This window comes from Streptomyces sp. NBC_00654 (genome assembly GCF_026341775.1).
Classification (GTDB): Bacteria; Actinomycetota; Actinomycetes; order Streptomycetales; family Streptomycetaceae; genus Streptomyces.
This window is the reverse complement of sequence record NZ_JAPEOB010000002.1, coordinates 21,122-44,842: the sequence shown is the minus strand read 5'-3', so window position 1 is coordinate 44,842 and position 23,721 is coordinate 21,122. Positions and strand designations below refer to the sequence as shown.

General features: G+C 68.8%; 19 protein-coding genes and 7 pseudogenes. 13 read left to right on the top strand and 13 right to left on the bottom strand.

Annotated elements, in window-relative coordinates; translation table 11 throughout:
- Positions 1–14: 14 nt before the first annotated feature.
- Together OHA98_RS20355 and OHA98_RS20350 are read right to left on the bottom strand one after the other, a co-directional pair.
- Complete coding sequence (locus OHA98_RS20355) at positions 15–596, bottom strand: GNAT family N-acetyltransferase (RefSeq protein WP_266928006.1); 582 nt, start codon at positions 594–596, stop codon at positions 15–17.
- Between the two features lie 297 nt (positions 597–893).
- Positions 894–1,019: pseudogene (locus tag OHA98_RS20350) on the bottom strand (helicase associated domain-containing protein); the annotation flags it as partial.
- Positions 1,020–1,214: 195 nt separating this feature from the next.
- On the opposite strand from OHA98_RS20350, the gene OHA98_RS20345 reads away from it, so the two are divergent.
- Together OHA98_RS20345 and OHA98_RS42710 are read left to right on the top strand one after the other, a co-directional pair.
- Entirely contained in the window at positions 1,215–1,427 is a 213-nt protein-coding gene (locus OHA98_RS20345) for a hypothetical protein (protein ID WP_266928005.1), read from the top strand.
- A 286-nt stretch (positions 1,428–1,713) separates the two neighbouring features.
- On the top strand, positions 1,714–2,079 hold the full coding sequence (locus tag OHA98_RS42710; protein ID WP_323179611.1) for an SH3 domain-containing protein: 366 nt from the start codon (positions 1,714–1,716) through the stop codon (positions 2,077–2,079).
- 1,224 nt (positions 2,080–3,303) lie between these two features.
- Here OHA98_RS42710 and OHA98_RS20340 read toward each other — a convergent pair.
- The 5 genes and pseudogenes from OHA98_RS20340 to OHA98_RS20320 all read right to left on the bottom strand — a co-directional run bounded on the left by OHA98_RS20340 (position 3,304) and on the right by OHA98_RS20320 (position 7,772).
- The gene (locus OHA98_RS20340; RefSeq protein WP_266928004.1) at positions 3,304–4,533 is read right to left on the bottom strand and encodes a PP2C family protein-serine/threonine phosphatase; all 1,230 of its coding nucleotides are present in this window, start codon (positions 4,531–4,533) and stop codon (positions 3,304–3,306) included.
- 388 nt (positions 4,534–4,921) lie between these two features.
- Positions 4,922–5,230 (bottom strand): annotated as a pseudogene (locus OHA98_RS20335) (transposase); the annotation flags it as partial.
- A gap of 22 nt (positions 5,231–5,252) precedes the next feature.
- Positions 5,253–6,462 (bottom strand): annotated as a pseudogene (locus OHA98_RS20330) (IS3 family transposase).
- Between the two features lie 69 nt (positions 6,463–6,531).
- A pseudogene (locus tag OHA98_RS20325) lies at positions 6,532–7,157 on the bottom strand (IS5 family transposase); the annotation flags it as partial.
- A 30-nt stretch (positions 7,158–7,187) separates the two neighbouring features.
- Positions 7,188–7,772, bottom strand: a complete 585-nt coding sequence (locus tag OHA98_RS20320) for a S1 RNA-binding domain-containing protein (protein ID WP_266928003.1) — start codon at positions 7,770–7,772, stop codon at positions 7,188–7,190.
- Between the two features lie 112 nt (positions 7,773–7,884).
- Here OHA98_RS20320 and OHA98_RS20315 point away from each other — a divergent pair, with 112 nt between their 5' ends.
- A complete protein-coding gene (locus OHA98_RS20315) occupies positions 7,885–8,283 on the top strand; it encodes an integrase core domain-containing protein (protein ID WP_266928002.1) in 399 nt (132 codons plus the stop codon).
- 196 nt (positions 8,284–8,479) lie between these two features.
- On the opposite strand, the gene OHA98_RS20310 is transcribed toward OHA98_RS20315, so the two are convergent.
- Positions 8,480–8,713, bottom strand: a complete 234-nt coding sequence (locus tag OHA98_RS20310) for a hypothetical protein (protein ID WP_266928001.1) — start codon at positions 8,711–8,713, stop codon at positions 8,480–8,482.
- Between the two features lie 354 nt (positions 8,714–9,067).
- Here OHA98_RS20310 and OHA98_RS20305 point away from each other — a divergent pair, with 354 nt between their 5' ends.
- Positions 9,068–9,208: a hypothetical protein gene (locus tag OHA98_RS20305; protein WP_266928000.1), complete on the top strand. Its 141-nt coding sequence runs from the start codon at positions 9,068–9,070 to the stop codon at positions 9,206–9,208.
- A 394-nt stretch (positions 9,209–9,602) separates the two neighbouring features.
- Here the strand turns inward: OHA98_RS20305 and OHA98_RS20300 are convergent, their stop codons facing one another.
- From OHA98_RS20300 to OHA98_RS20290, 3 genes are all read right to left on the bottom strand, one after another.
- On the bottom strand, positions 9,603–10,184 hold the full coding sequence (locus OHA98_RS20300) for an ATP-binding protein (protein WP_323179610.1): 582 nt from the start codon (positions 10,182–10,184) through the stop codon (positions 9,603–9,605).
- Positions 10,184–11,482 (bottom strand): IS21 family transposase, encoded by a 1,299-nt coding sequence (gene istA / locus OHA98_RS20295; RefSeq protein WP_266922051.1) that lies wholly within the window; start codon positions 11,480–11,482, stop codon positions 10,184–10,186. The genes OHA98_RS20300 and istA overlap by 1 nt, the downstream gene beginning before the upstream one ends.
- 476 nt (positions 11,483–11,958) lie before the next feature.
- Positions 11,959–12,639, bottom strand: a complete 681-nt coding sequence (locus tag OHA98_RS20290) for a response regulator transcription factor (RefSeq protein WP_323179609.1) — start codon at positions 12,637–12,639, stop codon at positions 11,959–11,961.
- A gap of 262 nt (positions 12,640–12,901) precedes the next feature.
- Between OHA98_RS20290 and OHA98_RS20285 the strand changes: the two genes are divergently transcribed.
- The 5 genes from OHA98_RS20285 to OHA98_RS20265 all read left to right on the top strand — a co-directional run bounded on the left by OHA98_RS20285 (position 12,902) and on the right by OHA98_RS20265 (position 18,020).
- On the top strand, positions 12,902–13,873 hold the full coding sequence (locus OHA98_RS20285) for an ATP-binding cassette domain-containing protein (RefSeq protein WP_266927999.1): 972 nt from the start codon (positions 12,902–12,904) through the stop codon (positions 13,871–13,873).
- Positions 13,870–14,688, top strand: a complete 819-nt coding sequence (locus OHA98_RS20280) for an ABC transporter permease (RefSeq protein WP_266927998.1) — start codon at positions 13,870–13,872, stop codon at positions 14,686–14,688. Before OHA98_RS20285 ends, OHA98_RS20280 begins: the two co-directional genes overlap by 4 nt.
- A gap of 122 nt (positions 14,689–14,810) precedes the next feature.
- Complete coding sequence (locus tag OHA98_RS20275) at positions 14,811–16,508, top strand: sensor histidine kinase (RefSeq protein ID WP_266927997.1); 1,698 nt, start codon at positions 14,811–14,813, stop codon at positions 16,506–16,508.
- Positions 16,509–16,587: 79 nt separating this feature from the next.
- A complete protein-coding gene (locus OHA98_RS20270) occupies positions 16,588–17,253 on the top strand; it encodes a nitroreductase (RefSeq protein WP_266927996.1) in 666 nt (221 codons plus the stop codon).
- Positions 17,254–17,360: 107 nt separating this feature from the next.
- Positions 17,361–18,020 (top strand): MSMEG_1061 family FMN-dependent PPOX-type flavoprotein, encoded by a 660-nt coding sequence (locus OHA98_RS20265; RefSeq protein ID WP_266927995.1) that lies wholly within the window; start codon positions 17,361–17,363, stop codon positions 18,018–18,020.
- A gap of 556 nt (positions 18,021–18,576) precedes the next feature.
- Here OHA98_RS20265 and OHA98_RS20260 read toward each other — a convergent pair.
- Positions 18,577–19,858: pseudogene (locus OHA98_RS20260) on the bottom strand (Helicase associated domain protein); the annotation flags it as partial.
- A gap of 320 nt (positions 19,859–20,178) precedes the next feature.
- On the opposite strand from OHA98_RS20260, the gene OHA98_RS20255 reads away from it, so the two are divergent.
- The 3 genes and pseudogenes from OHA98_RS20255 to OHA98_RS20245 all read left to right on the top strand — a co-directional run.
- Positions 20,179–20,415, top strand: coding sequence for a DUF6186 family protein (locus OHA98_RS20255; RefSeq protein WP_266927994.1), 237 nt, complete (start codon positions 20,179–20,181; stop codon positions 20,413–20,415).
- A gap of 16 nt (positions 20,416–20,431) precedes the next feature.
- Positions 20,432–20,791, top strand: coding sequence for a DUF6256 family protein (locus OHA98_RS20250; RefSeq protein WP_266927992.1), 360 nt, complete (start codon positions 20,432–20,434; stop codon positions 20,789–20,791).
- A gap of 466 nt (positions 20,792–21,257) precedes the next feature.
- Positions 21,258–21,560, top strand: a pseudogene (locus tag OHA98_RS20245) (transposase family protein); the annotation flags it as partial.
- A gap of 6 nt (positions 21,561–21,566) precedes the next feature.
- Here the strand turns inward: OHA98_RS20245 and OHA98_RS20240 are convergent.
- Positions 21,567–22,006 (bottom strand): annotated as a pseudogene (locus OHA98_RS20240) (transposase); the annotation flags it as partial.
- Positions 22,007–22,353: 347 nt separating this feature from the next.
- On the opposite strand from OHA98_RS20240, the gene OHA98_RS20235 reads away from it, so the two are divergent.
- A complete protein-coding gene (locus OHA98_RS20235; protein WP_266927991.1) occupies positions 22,354–23,700 on the top strand; it encodes a hypothetical protein in 1,347 nt (448 codons plus the stop codon).
- The last annotated feature ends 21 nt before the right edge of the window (positions 23,701–23,721 follow it).

Here is a 23,721-nt window from a genome sequence, read left to right as displayed (position 1 = left end):
AGACCGGACGTTGGTCAGGCTTCGTGGACTCGGGCGTGCAGATGCATGTCGTGCCAACCGTCGGCGTGGAGCAAGGCCTGACGCCGTACGCCTTCCAGAGCGAAGCCCGTCTTCCCGGCGATGCGGCAGGATGCGGCATTGGCCGATGAGTGGCCGAGTTCGAGTCGGTTGAACCCGGCCTCTTCCAGTGCCCAGCTCGACGCTCGGGCCACAGCGCGGGAGCAGACGCCCTTGCCACGGGCCTCCGGTGCCGTCCAGTACGAGATCTCTGCTTGGCCACCGACCAAGACGATGGACTGGAGGGAGACCCGTCCGAGAACCCGGTCACCGTCGGCAGCGACGACGGCCCAATGGCAGGCGGCCTCGCTCTCCCAACCGCTGCGCCACTGTTCGATCCACTCCTGGGCTTCGTCTTCGGAGTCCGCCTTGCGCAGATGCCAGCGCTGGATCGCCCGGTCCTGGAACACTCGCGCGACGGCGGCCGCATCGGAAGACAGCCACGGCCGCAGCAGTAAGTCGTCGTCGATCGACAGCGACGGCTGGGAAGAGGAGTTGAAGCTGCCAGGCGATATGACAGGAGTGACCAGGGAAGGCATGGTCCACATCATGGCAAGCCCAACCACGGCCCGCGGGCAATCGCCAAGACGTATGGACCGGAAGTGTCAAGGAGCGCTCCGGCGGTAGGCCGACATCTCGGCCATCCGGCCGTCGATGAGGCGGATCAGCTGGTGCCGGGGCGGCTTTCGTGCCGACGCCGCCCCCAAAGCCGCCGCAGACCCACGGCCCGGTGAAGCGGACCTGATCGGTTTCCCAGTCACCCGCCCGCTGCCACCGCAGCCGCCCGAGCATACAGCCGGCCGCGAGGGCGGCGACCGAAGTGACGACGATGGCCATCACGGCCACCGCATCCCGATCGCGGACAACTGCTCCATCCGCTCCGGCGTCAGCGTCGCGGCCCTGCTCCGTTGGTTGCCGTTCCAAGCCCCCAACTTGTACTCCCGCTCCTCCTGGTCCTTGCCGAATGCGATGTGCTGGTCTGGCGTTAGTGGGGTTTTGTCAGTGATGTGGCGTCAGTTTTCGGTGTTTGTGCTGGCTGGGTGTTTGCGCGGGTGGGTTTCACTGTCATGAGCCGGTATGCGGGGCCGGTACACCACTGGCTCGCTCGCGGTCACGGAATCGGTGCCTCTGAACCTGCCGACGGCGGACAGCCACCCGTGCTGGGAACCCTGCGTCCGGCCGCGGTGGACCCGGCCGGGTCCCTGCGGCGGGAGGTGACTCCTTCGCTGTTTGTTGATCTGGGCGACGAGTTCCTCGACCTGGCCAGGAAGTGGGCCATCAGCCCGCCCCCGCCCCGGGCCGGGACCGATGCGGCGCATGCCGCGGTACTGGCCTGGGACGGGCGGCCCTCGATGACGGACCCGGGGTGAACCCCAGCCCGGGCCCGGCGATGTGCTGGTCATCGATGCGCCCCCACCGCACCGGCGACTCGGCTGACCGCCCGGTTCGGGGGTTGGTCGAGAAGCATCCATACGGCCGGGGCGGGACGCACTTGTCTGCTCGCTGCGGTCGCGGCGGCGGTGCCTCCACCGTTGACGGAGAGAGGTGGTCATCGTGGCTGTTTCCCCTGGTTGTGGCCAGAAATGATCTTTTGGATCTATGTCGGCGGACGTAGCCTCAGCACGCTGTAATGGATCTTGATGAGGAGAGATTTAGATGCGTTTGTCCATGCAGGCCGTAGCGGTTGGTGGTACGGCCGTGGCCGCACTCCTGATGGCAGCTGTTTCTCCGGTGAACGCTGCTGAGGCAGGAGCCGGTGCTCCTGCTGTCGCAGCTGCCAGCTGCTACATCAAGAATGTGTCAGGTGATGCTCTCAACGTGCGTAGCGGTCCTGGAACTCGGTACACCACCATCGGGACGATGGCGAAGGGCGGAAAGTTGCCCTGCGGCGTCGACAAGGACACGGTGACGAGCGGTCAGAGCTACTCCTCCTGTGGCGGTGGGAACGGTTGGATGACGGTGAAGGTCAACGGCAGGGACGGATGGGTCGCTGAGGAGTGTGTGGGCATCGGCTGGGGGTGATCTGCAGCCGGGATGAGGAATGCTGGTTCCGGACCGTGCTGGCGAAGGCGCGGTGAGCGCTTCGGGTTCGCCCTTGGTCCAGGCCGGGCTCAGTGCCCTCGCTCCGCGTGTTGGTGACGGCCGGAAGGCCGGCGGCCAGTCTGTTGGCTGCCACGCAGACGGCACTGCCGGGCACGCGCTCCCGAGACGTGCGCTGTCCCCGACTCCTGTTTGCTGGATGGCACGAGACCCCGGGTGCTATCGCCCGGGGTCTCGTGCTGTGCCGTTCCGGCTGGTTCAACGACCGGCCACGGCCGGCGTCACACCCACTCCACACCCAGCCCGGCCAAGGCCTCGCGCTGTTCCCGGGTGAGCCGGTTCCGGCGGCTCTTGGTGTTGGAGACTCAGACCCCCAACCGGAGCGGTGTCGATGTGTGTCCATTGGGCGTCAATCAACGACAGACCCCGGCCAACGATCAGATGATCCGAAAGCTACTGCTCACCCGCCCCGTGCCGCTGCCGCTGCCGCGCTCGAAATCGCCTCACATGCCTGGCGTACTGCCCGGCCTGTGACCTCTGAGCCCGATCGATCCACAGCACCTGGGGATCCGCCGCTCGCTCGTACAGCTCGACCTTGAATGGGGCTGCATCCGCCTCGACAAGCCGTGACGACGCGTTCCGATCCTGCTCAGCTGTCGGACGTACGCGAACCGTGTCCCTCCACAACTGACCGCTCGCTTCGGCCAACGCGAGATCCACGCGAGACGGCCTGGACCGCCTGTCGACGGACCTGACCCCGGTCCTGGCCGGGAGGGAGTAGCTGAGGGTGCAAAAGAGGGGAGAGGCCCATCGGATCCTGTGAGACCCCTGGTAGTCTCCGGCCTCCGGTCCGCCCTGTCGCGGCATCGCCGGGCCCACCGGTAGGTCGCGTCTTCGATGATCCTCAGGACTGCGACGTGGTCGTTGGGAACAAGGTGGGCATGTTGGTGATCTGGGATGTCCACCAGTAATTGCGGACTGGCTGCCCGGCCCCACTGGACGAGCGGGTATTTCTCGCCCTGGGTGTAGTCGCTGATGCCCCTGATTCGGGCCCGTAGATGCCAGTCGCGCCGGGCGACCGCAGGATCGGCCCTCCGTGATCGGGGCCGTTGCCTCCTGTGCCACCGGGTTTCCTCTGACGTCGACGGGGGACCTGGGCGGTGCGAAGCCCGGTCCGAAGGAAGCGGACCGGCTGCTTCCCGGTCGTCACAGGCGCACGACGATCAAGGCGGTGTCGTCGGTGAGGCCGGATGGAGGGATCAGGTCGGTCAGGAGAGCGTCGCCGAGCGTGTCGGGATCGGTCGTGCCGTGACGGGCGAGAGAGTCGGCGAGGCGCAAGAGCCCGGTGTCGATGTCTTCTCGGCGGCGTTCGATAAGTCCGTCGGTATAGAGGACAAGGGCGGAGCCGTCAGCGAACGCGGTTTGGGCCTGAGGCCCGGGGACGTGCTCGGGGCGGGCGCCGAGCGGGGGGTCGGTGGCCTGGTCGAGGAAGGTGACGGTGCCATCGGGGTGGCGCAGCGCGGGCGGGGGATGGCCCGCGCTGCTGTAGGTGAGGGTGCGGCCGGTCCAGTCGATGAAGACCGACACGGCGGTGGCCGATTCTGCTCCGTCGACGGAGCGCGCGTACAGGCCAAGGACCTCCAGAGCCTGTGCGGGGCCGTCGGCGACGCGTGAGGCGGCGGACAGCGCGCTGCGGAGCTGGCCCATGACTCCGGCGGCACGCAGCCCGTGGCCGACGACATCGCCGACCGCGACGACGGTGCGATTGCCGTCGGGCAGGTCGGCGAGGTCGTACCAGTCGCCGCACACGTTCAGAGCCCCCACGGCGGGGCGGTAGCGGACGGCCGCACGATGATGACCGAGGGGGCGGGGCGCGGGCAGCATCGCCCGCTGGAGATGGAGGGCGACCTCGCGCTCGCGGGCATGAGCCTGGCGCAGGCGCTCGTTGACTTCCTGCAGTTCCCGGGCCCGGGTGTAGAGCTCGGTCTCCAGGACCGGGGCGCGCTCCCCGCCCCGAGCACCGCGGGCGCGGATGAGTTCGGTGACCTCTTCGACCCGGTGCAGCAGCAGTGCCACGCTGCCATCCGGGGCGAGGACGGGGACGTTGACCGGGCTCCAGTACCGCTCCTGCCACACCCCGAGCCGCTCGGGGTCCTCCACGTCGTAGCGCTGCAGAGCCATGCTGTCGCGCTCTCCGGTGTCCACGACCCGCCGCAGGGAGGCGTACAGGTTGCGCATACCGGTCGCCCCACGGTCGTTAGGGTTGTCGGGAAAGACATCGAACAGGTAGCGGCCGACGACCTGGCCGCGGGTGCGCCCGGACATCGACAGGAACTCCGCGTTGGCGTCTGCGTACACCAGCTCGGGGGTCAGCAGCGCGACCGGACCGGGCAGGGCCTGGAACACGGCCTGGTAGTCGATAACGGGTCTGTTCACGAATCCACCTGCCCGCACGTCGGCCAACCGGTCCGGTCTTGACTGTTCCCACGATGCCACGCCCACCGGCGGCGGAGCCGCTCCGGTGCGTCTGTGTGGACCGTTCGGCCCCCCATCTGGGCCGGTATCCGTCCACCGGGGCCAAGAACACCTTGAAGCTTCCCCTTGATCGTGGGCACCTGGAGACTGGGACGTGAGCCCGACCAGGACCGACACCAAGGCCGCCCCCTCGCCCGACCTGATCGGCCGGGACTTCACCGCCGCCCGCCCCGGCACGTAGATCGTCGGAGATATCACCTACATCCCCACCGCCGAGGGCCGGCTCTACCTCGCCTCGTGGCTGGACCTGGCCACCCGCGAGGTGATCGGCTAGGACTTGTCCGGGCGATCACGTGCGGAGCCAGATGACGAGGGCTGCTGCGGTGGCGGTGCCGAGGAAGACGTAGCCGCGCTTGTCGTATCGAGTGGCGACGGCTCTGGCGTGCTTGAGCTTGTTGATGGCCCGCTCGACGGTGTTGCGTTTCTTGTACCGCTCTTCGTTGAACGCGGGCGGTCGCCCGCCGCCTGAGCCTTTGCGTAGGCGGGCGGCCTGGCTGTCAGTCTTCTCCGGGATCGTGTGCCGGACGCCTCGGCGCCGCAAGTAGTCGCGGACGAGGCCGTTGCTGTAAGCCTTGTCCGCAGCAAGGCTGTCGGGCCTTGACCCCGGAGCTTGAACACATCTATGCGGCTCGGGTCAGGGTAGTTGATAGTGGGTGGAAGGTGGTCTCGTAGGCGATCGGGGAGCGTTGTCCGAGGCGGGAATGCCGGCGTCGGGTGTTGTATCGGGTCAGCCATCGGAAGGCGTCGAGCCGGGCCTCACGCTCGCTTGGCCAGCCCCTTTGCCCCTTCAGCGTCTCTCTTTGAAGGTCGCGTTGAACGACTCCGCCAGTGCGTTGTCCGCGCTGGACCCGACCGCGCTCATGCTCTGACGGACCCCTGCTGACCTGCAGGCTTCGGCGAATTCTCGGCTCGTGTATTGCGAGCCGTGGTCGGTGTGCATCACCGCCCCGGCCAGGCTCCCGCGGGTCCGCTCGGCGGCGGCCAGGGCGTCGGTAACGAGTTCGGTCCGCATGTGATCGGCGACTGCCCACCCCGCCAGGCGTCTCGAGCAGAGGTCGATGACGGTCGCGAGATAGCAGAACTTCCCGCCACCGATCCTCAGGTAGGTGATGTCGCCGACGTACTTCGTGTTCGGGGCCGTGGCGGTGAAGTCACGCCCGATCAGGTCCGGCGCCTTCGGCGCGGCCGGGTCCGCGACGGTGGTGCGCTGCCGGCGCCGCAGCCGGACGCCCTCGAGCCCGATCGTCCGCATGATCCTCGCAACCCGCTTGTGGTTGACCGCCTGGCCGCCGTCGTCGCGGAGCTCAGCGGTGATTCTCGGGGCGCCGTAGGTGCCGTCGGAGTCCTCGTGGACCTTGCGTATCCGGGCGGCGAGCTGGGCGTCAGCGGCCTGCCGGGCCACCCTGGCAGGGGCGGTCCGGCGCCAGTAGTAGAAGCTCGAGCGGGAGATCCCGAGAATGTCACAGAGCCGCTTGACGCCGAACCGGCGCTGATGATCTTCAACGAACTGGCAGCGGGTCACCAGCGCGTCTCCGTCGCGAAATACCGGGCCGCCTTGCGGAGGATGTCGCGTTCTTCCTCCAGCTCGCGGATCCTCTTGCGCGCGGCGGCCAGCTCCGCCTGAACCAGCTCGCCGCCAGGCTGCGGCGCAGCCGCAGGCGCGGAGTGGGCACCGGCACGGCGTCCGTCGGCGGCCCGGATCCAGTTCCGCAGCGTCTCGGTGTTCACCCCGAGATCGGTGGCAACCGACTTGATCGTCGCTCCCGGACGCGACTGGTAGAGCGCCACCGCGTCCGCCTTGAACTCGGTGGGATAGTGCTTCATCCCCACAGGGACTCCGTTCTCCTGGACCATCAAGATCCAAGTCTCTCCGGTGTCCAAACTCCGGGGTCAGGGCCCGTCCGGCTTCTTGCGGGGCCTGCCCGGCCCGAGACGGGGGACCCGGATCTTCTCCAGCACCAATTTGAACTGGGTGCAGTCCGCCCGCTGCCCTGGCGTGACGACCAGGGACAGCGGACGGCAGAGGCCATCCGCGTTCAGGTGGATTTTGCTGGTGAAACCGCCCCGCGAGCGGCCCAAGCCCTCGCCTCCCGCGCCACCTCCACCAAGCGGCCGTGAAAACTCTGCCACGGCGTCTCGTCCTGGTGTTCTGCCTTCGCGGCCCCCTTTGAAGCGGGGGCCGGCGGCGGGCCGGTGCGGGCGCCGGCCGCATGCTGATGCGCACGCACGACGGTGGATTCGACAGAGATGTCCCAGTCGATCCCCTCAACCGCGTCGGCCTGGACCTGCTGGAGCAGACGCTCCCAAGTCCCGTCGGCCGACCACAGACGGTGGCGTTCATAGACGGTCTTCCACGGCCCGAACCTCTCGGGCAGATCACGCCACTGCACCCCGGTCCGCACCCAGTGCAGAATCCCGTCGATCACCTGCCGATGATCCCGCCACCTGCCACAACGCCCGTTACTGACCGGCAGAAACGGCCGCAGCCGTGCCCACTCGGCATCCGTGAGATCGCCCCGCCCCATGCTCACCTAAACGATTGGGCACCGCGGCCGTCACGCAGGCAGCACGACACCTGCGTACTGGCCGCTCTCCGGCCTGGAGAGGAACACCCGGCGGGTTGACAGTTCGATCTCTGCGACGACGACGGCAATGTCCTCTCCGACCTCGAAGTGCCCTGCCGGACTCGCCGCAGGGCGGTCGTCGATCTCTCTGAAGGAGACCAGCCCGAAGATCCCATCCCCGAGGCCGACGAGGACGCCGATGGGAAGCACCTTCTCAACCGTCCCGCGGAATTCCTGGCCCACCACTGTGCGGTCGGCGAAAGCCTCCAGGGGGTCGGGCTCCAGTGCCTTCAAAGACAGTCTGGCCTCAGCGTTGTGGGTATCGAACCCCATGAACTCGCACGCGACACGCTGCCCTACCTGAACAACATCGGCGGGATCATCGAAGCGCCGCCAGGACAGTTCGGGGATACCGAGGAACCCGACACCGGGCAGGGTGGGATGACCAGGCCCGTCGTCCAAGGCCACGAAGACCCCGAATTCTTCGATCACCGCGACGGTGCCGGACAGGATGTCGCCGGGGTGCAGGGACTTCAGGAACGCCCAAAGCTCCGGGCTACCAGATTGCCAATCCATACCCGCAACCCTGGCACACGTGTGCCAGTCATGTCCTTAAACCGAGGCCCCGTCCGCAATCCCGCCATGCCTCAACCGCCAGCACCTTGATCGCCCGGACAAGTCCTAGTCGATGGCCGATCACCATCGCGCCGAGCTGGTCGTCGACGCCCTGGACATGGCCGACGCACTGGGCGGTCTGGAACCCGGCTGCGTGATCCACAGTGGTCGCGGATCGGAGTACACCTCCGGTCAACTCCGGCACAAAATTCGCGAGTTGGGTCACCGACAGAGCATGGGCCGGACCGGAAGCCGCTTTGACAACGCCGCCGCGGAAAGCTTCTGGGCCGTCCTCAAAAAGGAGATCGGCACCCGCTTCTGGCCCAGTCGGGCCGCCGCCCGTGCGGCCGTCTTCGACTTCATCGAGACCTTCTACAACAGACGCCGCCCGCGCAAGCACATCCACTGGGGCTACCTCACGCCCCACGAAACCCGCATGCGCTACCGGCAAGACCAGGCCCTCGCGGCATAACGACACCGTGTCCAAGATCTCGGGGAAACTTCACCTACGGTTTCGCCCCGACATCGTCCACGTCCTGGTTGTGGTCCTCGGAGGTGCCTGCTGTCACGGAAACGCTCAGGGGTACGGCCCACCAGTGGCCGGATGGGGAAGGAGAGCCGCCCGAAAGCAGTGGCACGACACCTACCGGGCACTCGCTGGCGTTCCGTCACTGGCACCGGACCTGCCCCGGGGACCGGAGTTGGGTTGCTGTGGCCCGGTCGATGCCGAGTGTGGCGAGCTGCTCGTGCTGCTCCGGGTTCGTCTCTTGCTCGGTCAGTTCGACCAGCGCTGCCACGAAGACGAAGCCGGTGAGCAAGTCGAACGTTACGGCAGGCATGGGCACAGTGCTGGGATCGGCGGTCGCCGCGGTGATGTCGTCGCCGACGGGGGATAGGTTCAAGGTGGCCCCTTGGGTCCGGGGCCCGCCGCCAGGACTGGACTCTTCGAGGCGGGCCCCTGCATACCGGACCCACATCGGGCCCAGCTTCCACCTCTTCGCGGGAGAAGCCCTGCCCTCGCCAGCATGAAGGCCCAACTTTCCTTTGAAGAAGGGAAGCGGGTCGACCCTCTACGCCTATCTCAAGACAAGCGATGACCCGGTCGGCAACGGAGACTGGCTTGAGCTGCTCCGGATTGACGCCTGTGACGCCTGCGGCGGCACTGGCAGCCGCGAAGTTCGACTCTGCCTGGAAGGCCCGTCCCAGGGACAGCTTTCCCGACCGGGGCCGGCGAGCTCCTCGGTTGGCTGACGACCGTGACGGGGCTCGCCTCCATCGTCGCCGTGGTCGTCCTCGCCCTGACCGGTCACGACACCGCCGCCGCCCTGGCCGGTGCCATCGGGGGCGGAGTGAGCACGACCGGCACGATCCGGGTGACCGTTCGTATCCGGCGCTGAACCGGGACGGGCGGGCCCAGGGAACTCCCACCGCCAGACGCCACGCCCCGAGCACGTGATGCCTCACCCACGGGGCTCAGGTGAGGTTTCACAGCCCTGTGCACGGGGGCTCGCCGTTCATGCGTCGGGTCCCATCGTGGGGTGGCGGACTCGTTTGGACGCTGCACCATCCTGCCCCGATGACTGCCTGCTGGAGCCGGTGGTCCTCTGGGACAAACGAAGTACCCGAGCATTGGCACTGGCCGGCAGTACCTGGAGAGCAACACTGGTGTCTACGCGCACCAGGTTCTGGCCCCGGGATTCGAAGTCCGGGAGGTGCCTTGTCGGCAACGGCCGAATTTGAGGCCAGTTTGGGCGGTTGAATTGTGGGCCGTTTTGCGGTCTTGGTTGGTTGTCAGTCGTTGTCGGTGGGGGTGGGGACGCGGCCGAGTTTGACCAGTTCTTCCTGGAGTTGCCCGGAGCGGCGGGCTGCGGCGAGGCGGTCCACCCATTGGGAAGCGGTGGCGAAGGCCACGCGGTGTCCGCTCTGGCAGGCGCGGACGGCGAGGCCGGTGGCGATGTGGGTCTTGCCGGTTCCGGGCGGGCCGAGGAAGACCACATTCTCTTTGCCCGTTATGAAGTCCAGTGTGCCCAGATGCGCGAGCTGTTGTCGCGTCAGACCGCGCAGATGGGCGACATCGAGTTCCTCGATGGTCTTGATCGCGGGGAAGTGGGCAGCCCGGGTGCGGCCCTCGCCGCCGTGGCTGTCGCGGGCGGACACCTCGCGTTGCAGGCAGGCGACCAGGTATTCGGTGTGGGTCCAGGACTCGGCGCGGGCGCGTTCGGCCAGACGTTCGGCGGCGTCCAGCAGGGTGGGTGCCTTCATCGCGCGGGCGAGAAATGCCAGGTCCGAGGCAGTCTGATGGCCGGTGGGCGCTGTTTTGTCCGCGGTTTTCGCCGGGCCTGGCCGGGAGCCGGCCGCTGGGGTGCGGGGCATCAGGTGTCCGCCTCCTCTTTCCCGCCGCCGCCCTCAATGAGGGTGAACATCCGGTCGTAGGTGTCCAGTTCGCGCTGTTCGACTTCGACGCCGAGGTTGTTCGGTGCCAGGGCGGCAGTATGGGCGGTGGCCGCTCGGGCGGCCTGCTGATGCCAGACCTCTCCGCGCAGGAGGCGGGCCGCCTCGGCGTGCTCGGGGTCGGTGAGCGTCTGGTGGCGGGCCCAGCAGCGCGGGTGCCGCGCCACCGTCTCCGTCCCGGCACCGGCGCTGGGGGTATCGGTGAGGGTGACCGTGATGTCCTCGTTGTCCGCACGGACCAGGACGCGGTGACCGATCGCCCGGGGGTGGACGGAATAGTCGCAGGTATCGACCCGGATGTAGTGGTCACGGCCGATGCGGGTCTGAAAGCGCCACCAGTGGGGCGGGGCGACCGGCGGGACCGGGAGCATCTGGGCCCGGTCGGACTCCCAGCGGTCCGTCGGCCGAGCGGCGATTGCACGATGGGTCCTGCGGTTGGCGATCTGCAGCCAGCCGGTGAGCTGGGTGTTGAAATCGTCGGGGCCACTGAACGTCCGCCCGGGCAGGAAACTCGTCTCCAGGTAACCATTCGCGCGTTCCACCAGGCCCTTGGCCTCCGGGTCACGGGGCCGGCACAAGTGGACCTTCACCGCGAGCAGCCCCGCGAACGCCGCGAACTCGGAAGTCAGCTTTCCTCTGCCGATGCCTGCCTCATTGTCCCAGACAAGCGTCCTGGGGACTGCTTGCCAGCCGTCGGCCAGCAGCCGCCAGTGACCGTCGATCAGGTCGCCGGTCTGCCGGGAGGGCAGCATCCGGGCGGTGATCATCCGTGAGTAGCCCGAGACGATGACCAGGACCGGCGGGCGTCCACTCTGGCCGTAGCCGAGGGGGATATCCACCGGCGGAAACCACAAGTCGCACTGCGCGAGCTCACCGGGCTGATAGACCGTCCGCGATACCGGATCCACCGGCAGATACACCGGCCGCAGCTCACGCACCCGGTCCCGCAGGATCGTCAGCCCGCGTTCCCAGCCGATTCGCTCCGCGATCACAGTCACGGGCATGGTCGGGGTCTGCCGCAGCAGCTCCCGGACCGCAGGTTCCACCGCGTCCACCGCAGACCCCTTCGCCGCCCGCCGGTACTGCGGGGGCCGGTCCGAAGCAAGAGCCCGTAGCACCGTGTTCCGTGAAATCCCCAGCTGTCGGGCAACAGCCCGCGCGGACAGTCCTTGAGCCCGGTGCAACCGGCGGATCTCAGCCCAGTCCTCCACAAGGATCACCCTCTCTTCCTCCCGCTCCAGAGACCCTGAAGCCAGAATGATCAAGAGATCGCAGAGTGGCTCACTTTTCATCCGCCGTCCGTGGTATCCATTTCACCCGTTGCCGACAGGCCTGCGGGCTGGAAGGTCATGGAATACGGCGACCAGTGACCCACCCCCTCGCCTGCGCGCACAGTGACGCCTCGTGTCCCTCTCGCAGGTCTTGCAAAGGACCACGCTCGGCATCCCCCCGGGCCCGCCGCCTCGGCACCCAGGCGGAGAACGCCGCGTCCATCCGATGGCTCCCGCGGCCCTCTCCCCATACCGCGGGAGCGGTCGAGGGAACAGCGTGACGTGGTGATCACGGGGTCCGTTTCTGCGTCGCTGTCTCCCGCGCCGTTCTCAGCTCAACCTGTTCCGTCGTCAGTCCGGTCAGAGCGGTCGCAGGAAGCACTGAACATCTCAGACGGATCGGCAGTGGGCACGCTGACACCGGGTCAGGCGCGGCGTGACGGCGCCAGGCCGGCCTCGTACGCGACGATGGCCGCCTCCACTCGGTTGCGGGCGCCCAGTTTCGAGAGCACCGCGCTGACGTGGGCCTTCACCGTGCCTTCGACCAGATGCAGACTGCTCGCGATCTCCGCGTTGGACTGTCCGGCCCCGAGTCCGGCCAGTACCTGGCGCTCCCGTTCCGTGAGCCGCTCCAACGGGCGGCGGGGGTGTGCCGCCCGGTGGGCGCGCATCCCGGTGATGACGCGGCCGGCGACTCTGGGGGACAGGTAGGCGCCCCCGGCGCCCACCGCCCGTACACCGTTGAGCAGTTCCCTCGGGTCGTCGGCCTTCAGCAGGAAGCCGTCGGCGCCCTCCTCCAGGGCGCGGGTGATGTACTCGTCCTGGCCGAAGGTGGTCAGCATGATCACGCCCACCGTGGCCGACTCCTGGTGGAGCCGCGCGACCGCCGCCAGCCCGTCCATGCCGGGCATCTGGATGTCCAACAGGACCACGTCCGGCCGGTGCTGGCGGGTGAGCGCGATGGCCTCGTGCCCGTTGCTCGCCTCGGCCACCACTTCGACGTGCGGGTCCCTGGCCAGGACGGCCAGCACTCCGGCTCGGACCATCGCCTCGTCGTCGGCCACCAGGACACGGACCTGGCGGCTGCTGGGTGTCGTCTCTTCCACGCGGCGAGCCTACGGCCGGTGCGCCGCCGTGCGGACGTCGAGTGCCGCAGATCCGCCCGGGGGCGGAGGGCACCCCTGACGAAAGGCAGGACGCCGCTGCCGTTCGACCGATGGGAGTGAGTACTGCGGACTCCTAGCGTCGCTTCCGTACGGGAAACGAAGCAGTCGATCCGGGCCGACCGCACGTCGATGCGCGCCCCCGTCACCGCCGCCGTCACCTTTCGCGAGCTGTACTCCGCCGTGACCGACACGAAGGAATTCCGTGATCACTCTCCGAGGACTGACCAAACGCTACGGCGGCACCCTCGCCGTGGACGAGCTGACATTCGATGTCCGGGCCGGCCGCGTGACCGGCTTCCTCGGCCCCAACGGGGCCGGGAAGTCCACCACGATGCGCATGATCCTGGGCCTGGACCATCCCACCCGCGGGCAGGCCCTGATCGCCGGCCGGCCCTACGCGGACCTGCGCAGGCCACTGTGCGCGGTCGGCGCGATGCTGGATGCCCGGGCCGTCCACCCGGCCCGTTCCGGCCGCACGCACCTGGTCGCCCAGGCCCGGTCGAACGGCATCCCGCTGCGCCGCGTGGACGAGGTGCTGGAACGGGTGGGCCTGACCAAGGCGGCCCGTCGGCCGGCGGGCACGTATTCGCTCGGCATGAGCGGGCGGCTCGGGGTGGCGGGCGCGCTGCTCGGTGATCCGCCGGTGCTCGTTCTGGACGAGCCGGTCAACGGCCTCGACCCGGACGGCGTGCGGTGGATTCGCCGGCTCGTCCGTGACCAGGCGGCGGAAGGACGCACCGTGTTCCTCTCCAGCCATCTGATGAGCGAGATGCAGCTGACGGCCGACCACCTCGTTGTCATCGGACGCGGGCGGCTGCTGAGCGATACCTCCATGACCGAGTTCCTGGCTGCCGCCTCTCCCGCGTCGGCGCGCGCCGTGGTGCCCGACCCCGAGGAAAGGGCGACGCTGGTCCGCCGCCTCATGACCTCTGACGGGGTGACCGCCGAGACGTCCGAGTCCGGCGAACTCGCCGTCGAGGGCCGTACCGCCGCCGAGATCGGCGACCTCGCCCACCACTGCCGAGTCCGGTTGCACCAGCTGAGCGACGTCAGGGTCTCGCTGGAGCAGGCGTACATGGACCTGACCGCACGCAGCGTCGAGTACACGACGGGCGGCAGCGCCGCGGACACGACCGCCGCGTCCGCGGCGCCGAACGAAGGAGAACGACCGTGACCCTCCCCACGACGCCCGTCAGGCGCACGGACCCGCCGCGGCCCGTCCCTGACACTCCTGGCCGGGGCGCGCCCGGAGGCTTCGCCGGCGCCGTCGCCGCCGAGTGGACCAAACTGTCGTCCGTCCGAGGTCCCTATCTCTGTCTTCTGGCGGGCCTCGCGATCACCGGTGTCTTCACCTACTACTACGCCTCGATCGCCCGCATCAACGAGCATCCCGTCCAGCCTGTCGGGAACGCGGCAGCCTCCTCCGCCGTCCTCGTCCAGTTCACCGTCGTCGTCCTGGCCACGGTCGCGGTCACCTCCGAGTACTCGACGGGCAGCGTGCGGGCCTCCCTGCTGTCGGTGCCCCGCCGGCATCTGGTCCAGGGCGCGAAGGCCCTGGTGGTGGCCGTGGTCGCGTTCGTCGCCGGCACCACGTTCGTCATCCTGGGTACGGCGGTGGCCTGGGCGGGGTTCGACGGACGGGCCTCCTTCGCGGCCGGCCCGAGCCTCCTGCAGGTCCTCGCGATCGGTCTCTACCAGGCGCTGGTCGCCGTGCTCGCCGTCGGAGTGGCGTCCGCCACGCGCCATCCTGCAGGCGCCCTCTCGATCCTCGTCACACTCCTGTGGGCACTGCCGAGCATCCTCCTGGGACTGGGAGGCCCGACGCTCGCAGACATCAACGACCTTCTGCCGTACGGCGCCGGGGACCGATTCATGCGCCTCGGGGCCGAGGCGCCGTACCCGCCGGTGACGGCGGTTCTGATCGTGGCGGCGTGGGCCGCGACCGCGCACCTGACCGGTCTGTACGTGCTGCGTCGACGGGACGCCTGACTCCGACGCCGGTGGCGGACCGAAGCCCTCGCCGGGCCTACTCTCGCACCGCGCGTCCGGCCCGTCCCGCAGAATCGACCCGGGAAGGTGAGGACATCCACCAGAAGGACGGTCGACGCACCATGCCGTACATACACATGCCCCCGGCCGGACTCGTGTGCGGTGACGTGGCCCTGTGGAGCGTGCTCGCCGCTGCCACCGGCTACGGGTTCAGGGACGCGGGCGTGGCAGCCTCGCCGGTCCAGGACCTGCTCCTCCCCTTGGCCGTACTGGCGGTGGCCGTCCCGCTGTCCCGCCGCCGGCCGGGCACAGCGGTCGTCCTGGTCAACGGACTGTGCGCGCTGGGCATGGCCGACCCCGCGACCCCCGCCAACGCCCATGTCCTCTCGCTGGCCGCCCTGAGCTGTCTGCTGGGGGCCCGGGTCACCGCGGCTCGGCGCCCGCTCCTGGTGCTGGCCGGCTGCCTCGCCGCCGATCTCGCGACGTGCGCGGTGCTGCGGACGCAGGCCGTGTGGTGGTTCTACGCGCTGACCGTGCTGCCCGCCGCTCTCCTGCTGCCGTGGCTGGCCGGACGGCACTGGCGCGGCCGACGCGAACTCGTACGGGAGGGCTGGCGGCTGGCCCGGAGCCTGGAGGAGCGCCAGCACCTGGTCGCGGAGCGGGCGCGGCTGACCGAACGCGCGGACATCGCGGCCGACATGCACGACTCTCTCGGGCATGTGCTGAGTCTGGTCGCCCTGCGCGCGGGCGCCCTGGAACTCTCTCCCGACCTCACCGACCGCGACCGCACCGACCTCGCCGAGCTGCGCGGGACCATCGCGGACGCCGTGGAGCAACTGCGCGAGACTGTCGCGGTTCTGCACGACCCGGCCGGAACGGAGCCCGGAAGGGGCCTGCCCGTCACCGACACCGTCGAGGACCTCCTCGGGCGGGCGGCCGCCTCCGGAGTGCCGGTGCGCTGGGAGCAGCACGGAGCGATGCCCATGCTGTCCGCCCTGGTCCAAGGGGGTATCTACCGGGCGGTGCAGGAGGCACTCACCAACGCGGTGAAGCACGCGCCGGACGGCGAGATCCGGGTGCGGATCTCGCACGAGGCCGACCGTACCCGCGTGAACGTCGTGAACGCCGCTCCGCCGGCCGACCGGCCGGCGTTCGCGGCCGAAGGCCCGATGACCGGCGCCGGTGGCCGGGGCCTGACGGGGCTCAGGGAGCGGGTGACGGTACTCGGCGGCTCCCTGTGGACCGGCCCGTACCAGGGTGGATTCCGCGTCACCGCCGTCCTCCCGCACCAGGTCGCGGCCCGCCCGGGAACGCCGACGCCGCAACCGGAGACGGCGCCCGCACCCCGCGGGCCGCACGCAGGATCCGCTCGCCCGGCCCCGCATGCCGTCGTACCGGAATCCGTCAAGCGGCTCGCTTCCGTACGGAACGCCGCCCGTCGCCGCTCCGCCGCCGCCTTCGCGGCTCCTGCCGTCGCAGCCGCCTTCTTCGTACCCTCAGCCGTCTACCTGGCCTGGCAGTTGACAACCAGCGTGCTGCCGCCGTCCCGGTTCGACGAACTGACCACCGGCCGGTCCCGCGCCGAACTCGCTTCCTCGCTGCCGGCCCACGCCTACCCCTACCCGCCCGACCACGCCCGTTCCGCACCCCGGCCACCCGGCGTCCGTTGCGAGTTCTACCGATCCGGCCGCGACCTGTTGACGGAGGTCGACCTCTACCGGCTCTGCTGGTCCGGCGACACGCTGGCGACGAAGGACACTGTGCCCGCAACCCGGCCGACAGCCCCGTGGTCACCTTCCGTACCGTCGAGGAGGGGCTGAACCGCAACGATCCGGGACCGGCGAAGATCATTTACCGACCGGCAGGTCGAGCTACGTCGAGTGGGAGGACGAGAAGCACGTGGATGTGTATGAAGCCGTGGACGGCCGCCGGGCCGTGCGGGCGTTCAGCGATGAGCCGGTGCCCCAAGAGGTTCTCGAACGTGTGCTGACCGCAGCGGCGCGGGCCCCGTCGAGCGGGAACCTCCAGCCGTGGCATGTCTATGTCGTGGCCGGCGAGCCCCTGGCCGAACTGAAGAGGCGCGCGACGGCCAGGGCACTGGCGGGCGACCCGGGCGACGAGCGGGAGTATCCGATGTACCCGGCCGAACTGGCCTCACCGTATACGGACCGCTTCGCCGCCGCGGCCGCCCAGCGGTACGAAGCATTGGGCATCGAGCGCGACGACCCTGACAGGCCAATGAAGATCGCCGCCTTGAACTCGGACGCGTTCGGGGCACCGGTCGTGCTGTTCTGCTACCTCGACCGGACGATGGGCCCCGGGCAGTGGGCGGACGCGGGGATGTATCTGCAGACGGTCATGCTGTTGCTGAGGGCGGAAGGGTTGCACAGCTGCCCCCAGGTGATGTGGACGATGTATCGCAGGACTGTCAGCCGGATGGTCGGAGCCGAAGACGGGCTCGTGCTGTTCTGCGGTGTCTCGGTGGGATTCGAGAAGGAAGGCGCGCCACGGCTGCGCACCGGGCGGGCGGACATGCCGGAAACAGTGAGCTTCATCGGCGTGTGACCATCAGGCGGTCAAGTTCCGCAGGATCAGCAGGCGCGAACGTCACCATGTCCCCGTACTCGCCGACCAAGATCAATCGCAGGTCGGCCCTATCAAGGTCCGGAGCAATGAAAACACCCCTCGCCCTCAGCGCCTTCGACTCACTCCGCCTCGACGCCGTGCCCGACAAGGAGACGCTGCGCCGGGCCTACGCACTCCCCAGCGACGCGGCCGTTCGCAAGCAGATGACCGAACTCACCGCACAGACCCAGCGGTTGATCGGCTGCTCTTCACTGGTCCTGGTCGCCAGCGCGGACGCCGAGGGCAACTGCGACGTCTCCCCGCGCGGCGGCCCCGCCGGTTTCGTTGCCGTCCTGGACGCACGGACGGTGGCGATACCGGACGCGACCGGGAACAAGCGCCTGGACACCCTGCAGAACGTCATCGCCACCGGACGGGCCGGGCTGCTGTTCATCATCCCGGGGCGCACCACGACGCTCAGGGTGAACGGCCGGGCCTGCGTCTCCACCCGCCCGGAGCTGCTGTCGCAGCTGACCGCCGTGGGCAAGCCGCCGGCCAGTGCGCTCGTGCTGGGGATCGAGGAGGTCTACCCGCACTGCCCCAAATCGCTCCTGCGCAGCGGGGCCTGGAAGCCGGAGCAGTGGCTGCCGGCGGACGCCCAGCCGACCTCGTCCGAGGTGACCCTGGCCCAGCTGCGAATACCGGAGCTGACGATCGCCGACATCGAGCAGGCGGAAGCGGATTCACTGAAGTACCGGTACGAGTAACCGGCGGACCGGCGATCGCTGAACCACCGGCCCGCCCGGGCCCGTGCCGGTGGAGATGCTCCAGCAGCCGGCAGGCGTCGCCACCACGGCCCAGTGGGAACCTCAGCACCCAGACCGTGGCCAACTGGGCAGGTGAGAGAGCCGGGCGACCGTCGCGCGGGTCGCAGTCGGGCTCCTCGTCGTTCCACAGGCCGTCGGGTGGCCAACCCGGTCCCGGCCCACAGGGCGAGCTGTATCGGGTTGGCGGTGGTGCGCACTCCGAACTGCTCCAGACCTCGTCCTTGTCCACCGAGCAGACCGGGACTATCGGCGCGCGGTGCCCGACCCGCCGCCAGGACTGGGCACTCTGCACGATCAGGTCCAACGTGGGCACCATCACCAGAATCCGCCCGCCCGGGGCGATCTCTCGGGTTGGTGTTGCTTGTCGGAGCGGTACTGATCGTCTGGTTTCGCTGGCATGAGGCGTTATCTCATGGTGGATGACGTCGTCTCAGATTCGAGAGTTCTTATGAGGTGAGTGCCGTTCCTCCGGTTCAGCGGCGGGCTACGGCCGGTGTCACGCCCATTCCGTGCCGAGCCCGGCGAGGAGCTCGCGCTGCTCCTGGGTGAGTCGGTGGCGTCGGGTTTTGGTGTTGCTGATGAACACACCGAGCTTCACCACGTGCTCCTGGCCGTCGACCTCGACGGGCTCCGCGTGCTTCCCCGGGACCGGCCGCTCGTGCCCATCCCTCTGGAGGTACTGCGCGAGCGCCGCAACCCCTCGCCGGAAGGGCGCCGACAGCCCGCCCGTCCCCTTCGCTGTGCGTGCTGTCACTGGAGCGGGGGCAGCTTCGTCGGGTGTCACACCGAGCCCGCCGAGGCGTTCCTGTTGCTCACCGCTCAGCTGCGCCCAGGTGTATGCCTTCCGCTGCTGCGCCGGCCACTTCCCCAGATCGTCACCCTCGAAGAGCACACCGGCCTGGATGTCGGGGAGGTTCCGCCGGCCTCGGCGTCGGTGAGTGCGGCGAGGACTCGGTAGTGGCGTTGCCAGTCGAGTGGCCATGGGCAGTTCCAGTCCTTGTCGATGGCGGCGAGCTGCTCGCCGTGTGTCCAGGCCCGTTCCTGGTCTTTGCCCAAGTTTCGCCTCCCATGCCTCGTCTCTCCCCGGTTCCCACACCATCCCCTCCTCGTCGAGGAGTTCCTTGCGATGGGTGTCGAGCTCACCGGCCCGCTGCACGCCGCTGTTGGTGGACCCACCGTCCCAGCGGGAACCGGGTGACCCCGACCTTGGTCGCAGCGTCGTACGGCACCGCGTACAGCCCTGCGATCTCGTGCTCCCCCTACATCGTCGTAGGCTTGGTATCCCTCGAGCCACACCAGCGACTCCGGCCGGAACACCCGGGTGCGCAGGAACACGGCGATCGTCGCCGGGTCACGTGGTGTCGAGAAGTGCAGCAGCGCCGATTCGACCACCGCTTCGGTCCCGTCCTCCATGGCGACGACCTCACCCTCACCCGCGGCCCGGACGATCCGCCCGTCCCCATCCCGCCGAACGTGCACCGGCCGCTCCCGGCTGCTCCGTGTCAGGGCACGCGAAGCCAGTTGCTCGACAGGTGGGCGTCGTGTGAGCGGAGGCCCTGGAGGAGGGCCACAAGCGGTGCGAACGAGGCGGAGGCAACCATGTCACCGGGGTCCTCACCCGGCTCCAGGAACACCGGCACGATGATCCTGGTGACCTTCATGGTCCCGTCCGGATTCGGGCGCGGCGCACGCCCGATGTTCTGCACGATCTCGACCTGCGACCCACGCGTGTCCGCGAAGCACACGGCTTCCACGCCGCGCTCGCCGACGATGTCGATTATCTATAGGTGGTGAAGTGTGAAGGGCGTTTCGGTGGAGTGGCTGAGCGCGAGGTAACTGTCCGGGGGCAGCCGCTCCACCAGCCGCCGCACCGACACTCCGGACTCCTGCGTTGCAGAGGTCGGCCCGTCGGCGGACGACGGGGACGGTTTCGGCCCATCGGCCGCCAGCGGTGGCCCTTGGCCGTCGGGCCGTGTCATGGACGGGCGGTTCCTCCCCTGCGGCTTGACGCGCGCGCCGGGTCCGCAGCGCCGAGCCCGCTGTGACCGATCATCGACCTGACAGCCACCGATAACCCCATCAGAGCAGGAGAGATCCCTTGGCAGAGCATCCGGTGATCGGCTACCTCGTCTGGGCCGCGCTGTTCGGCGCCATCTTCGCCTGGGAGGGCGTCGGTCTGTTGCGGCCCGAGGACGGCTTCCCCACCCTCAGCGACGCGACCAACGCCGTCATGCGCTACCCCGCAGGGCGCTGGGCCCTGTTCGCCCTGTGGCTGTGGTTCGGCTGGCACACCTTCGTGCGCGGCTGGCACTTCCTGCTTCAGGATCCCACCTGACCATCGGACGCCTGCCGTGCTTCCCGTACGCCTCAACGTCACGGTCATGCTGACCGGCTACCTCCTGGTCATGGGCTATCTCGGCCTCGGCCTGCTCATCCTCCGACGCCGCCCGGCCAAGTCCTGGAAGCCCGCGCAACGGCTGACTCCTGCCCCGGCCGGGCGGGGCTGGCCCGCACTGGTCCGTCAGGTCGTGGGCACCGCGATCGGCGGATACCTCGTGCTGATGGCTGTCGTGGCCGGCTGGTACCAGGGCATCGCGCAGTTGGGAGGCCGTTTCCTCTTGAGCGCGGTCACCGGCACCGCGCTGCTGATCGGGGTCGTCCTGCCGCTGTTCCTCCTGGTCTCTTGGATGACCTCGCGCCGGCGCAGATGAGGCCCATCACGGCATGCAACCCGCGACGCCCGGGTATCCGGGGGAGAGTCGTACACCGGGTCTGGCCGGCCCTCCACTCATGTGGCGCAGGCACCTGGCTCCGCAGCCTCCACCCCGCAGCAGGAGCCGTTGGCTGGCCGCGCTGCGGCGCGTGCCCGGAACCGGGGGCGAACATCGGCTTGTCGAGGCTGGACTGCATGACCTGCTCCAGCAGGAGCGGGCCGAGGATCAGGCAGAGCATCTGGAACGGCGCCCACTCCTCGTCGGGACCCGGTTCGTAGTCCGCAGACAGCCGTAAGTACCGGCAGGATCAGAGATGGACACCCGGTACTGCGCTGTCGACGGCCGGGCCGACGCGATACCCGGCCCCGGCCCCGTGCGGCAGTGCCACCTTCATCGGCAGTGGTGTGTTGGCACTGGTCAGCGGCGGTTTCGGGATGTGGGTTCGCTGTCCTGGGAGTGAGAGACCGCGGCCCGTGCCCACGGCATCGTCCAGGCCTGCCTGACCCGGCAGATCCTCATCCTGGCCGACCGCGCCTACCGGGGCGCCGGCGCCATTGTCTGCACCCTGTATTACCGACACAGCGAACAGCCCGCCCACTACCAGCAGTTCAACCGAGACCACGCCCGACTCAGAGCCCCCGGCGAACGGGCCTTCGCACAGCTCAAGTCCTGGCGCATCATGCACAGAGCGCATTGCTCGACCCGACGCATCAGCCGCATCGTCCGAGCCGTCCACACCCTGCTGACCTGCAACTATTCAGGATGAAAGAGGTTCAGTGAGGATGCCTCGCTTCCGGCCCACGATCTTCTTGGCGGCGTCCGTTCCCTGGCTGGTCACGGGCACGTTGGTGGAGGTCTTCACGCTCTGGGTGTCGATGACGGAGGCGGTCGGCTCGGGCTTGCGTCCCTCCTTGACGCGGGCCAGGGCGGTCAGGTCGTAATTGAGCTGGGCGAGGTTTCCTTCGTCGCGCCAGGCGGCGTAGTAGGCGTAGGTGGTGCCGTGGTTCGGGAAGTCGTGCGGGAGGTATTTCCAGGGGATTCCTGTGCGGTTCACGTAGAGAATCGCGTTGGACGCGTCGCGGAGTTCGACCTTGGCCGGCTGACCGGTGGTCTGCGGGCGAGCCGGGCTTTCCGCCAGGCCGTCAGCGTCGGCTCGATCAGGGCCCATCGGTCGTCGGACAGGTCGCTGAGGTACGGCTTCCGCTGGCTCACGCCGTAGCGTTGGCACGGGAAAGCCAGAAGATGTCGTTCCGCTGATCATCGGGAGATTCTGCGGCATCCTCAAACCAGACGGACATCCAGTGGTAGAAGTGAGCGAAACGGGTGGCAGACTCCGAGCGGTGAGAGGTTGCGAAACTCGTATGTCGCTCAAACAATCGCAAAGCAGGTCAGCGACGGAACTCGCTTTTCTGAACAGACATACGTAAACACCCTCTAAAAGGGTGGTTCGTGAATCTTTGGGTGGTGCTGTGGTCGCCTGATGGTGTGAGCGAGGACGGAACCCGTCCCGGCCTCTCTCGTTGGCCTGTCGACCGATCGTCTCTCCCTGAGGACGCGACATGCGCCGACGCACCACCCCGTTCCGCGCTGGAATCATGTGCGCCGTGCTGATCGCGGTCGTTTTCGTCGGGGTGCAGCTGACGGCGGTGACCGGCCGGGACTCCCCGGACTCCAAGAACTACATCTCCTACGCCCTCAGCCTGAGCGGGGAGAGCCGGACCTCGGCCACCGCTCACGCGATCGACTACGTATGCGCCGACCGGGCCGAGAGGCCGCTGACCTGGATTCCCTGGTCCGGGAACGGTCTCCCGACGGAGACCCCGCGGGAATGTGTGCAGCGCCTGACCGCATCGGCCGCGTACTGGACCCGGCAGGGCAATACCTCCGGCATGACCGGGCCGTTCCTCAACCCCCGCTTCATGGCGATCTACGAGGCACGTCCCGGGTACCCGCTGCTGCTCGTGCCGTTCATCGCCGCGTTCGGCCTTGCCTGGGGCATCTGGCTGGCCGGCGTGACCGTCGCGTTGGCGGGAAGTCTCTGTATTCTGGCCGCGCTCCGTACGAGCGGTGCCGCCCGGCCTGCCGCGTTGTCCGGGCAGGCCCTGTATCTCGCCCTGCCCACCGGCTCCACCGCGATGCGTCCCATGACCGACGGGCTCACCATGGCCTGCGCGGCCGGGGTGGTGCTCGGCTGCGCACTGACCCTGAACGGGAAGCGGCGGGCCGGGACAGCGATGGTCGTCGGCGGGCTCTTGTCGGCCTTCCTCGCGCGCTACTCTCAGGCGCTGCTCCTGGCAGCCGTCCTTACCGGGGCCTTTGCGGGACTCGCCTGGTACCGAAGGCGGCATAGTCGGCCAACTCGCCCCGCGCTCGGCCTGTTCGCCCTCTGCGGCGTCCTGACCATCGTCATGCAGATCACGACGCACATGCTGGGGTGGCCCACCGGACAGGACAGTGCCCAAGACCTCCTGACCCACCACTACCAGCGTCCGGACGTCGCCGCCCCCTGGACACACTTCATCGAGCGTGAACTGGCCTTCTGGCCGGCCTGGTTGCAGCATCAGCTGACCCACCCCGCTCTCCTCATCGCACTGGCCCTCGCCGCCTGGGCCCTGCTGCGACGGCCCGCGATCCTCGGGCTGCTCGCCTCCGCAACGGCACTGTCCGGCCTGCTCAACCAAGCCGGACACCCCAACCTCGCCATGGTGAACGACTACCGGCTCATCGTGCTGGTCTGGTTCCTGCCGATCCTCGTGATCCCTCTGCTCACGGCAGGCCCCGGCCGCGATCACGGTGCCGGGCGCCTGCGGGAGGACAGCCCGGCCGACTTCGTCGGGGCAGGGGACGTGAGACCGCCGACCCGCACGGGCAGCGCGGCCCCGCGAGAACGCGGAGCGGTAGAGTGATGGACATGGCAGGGAACGAGT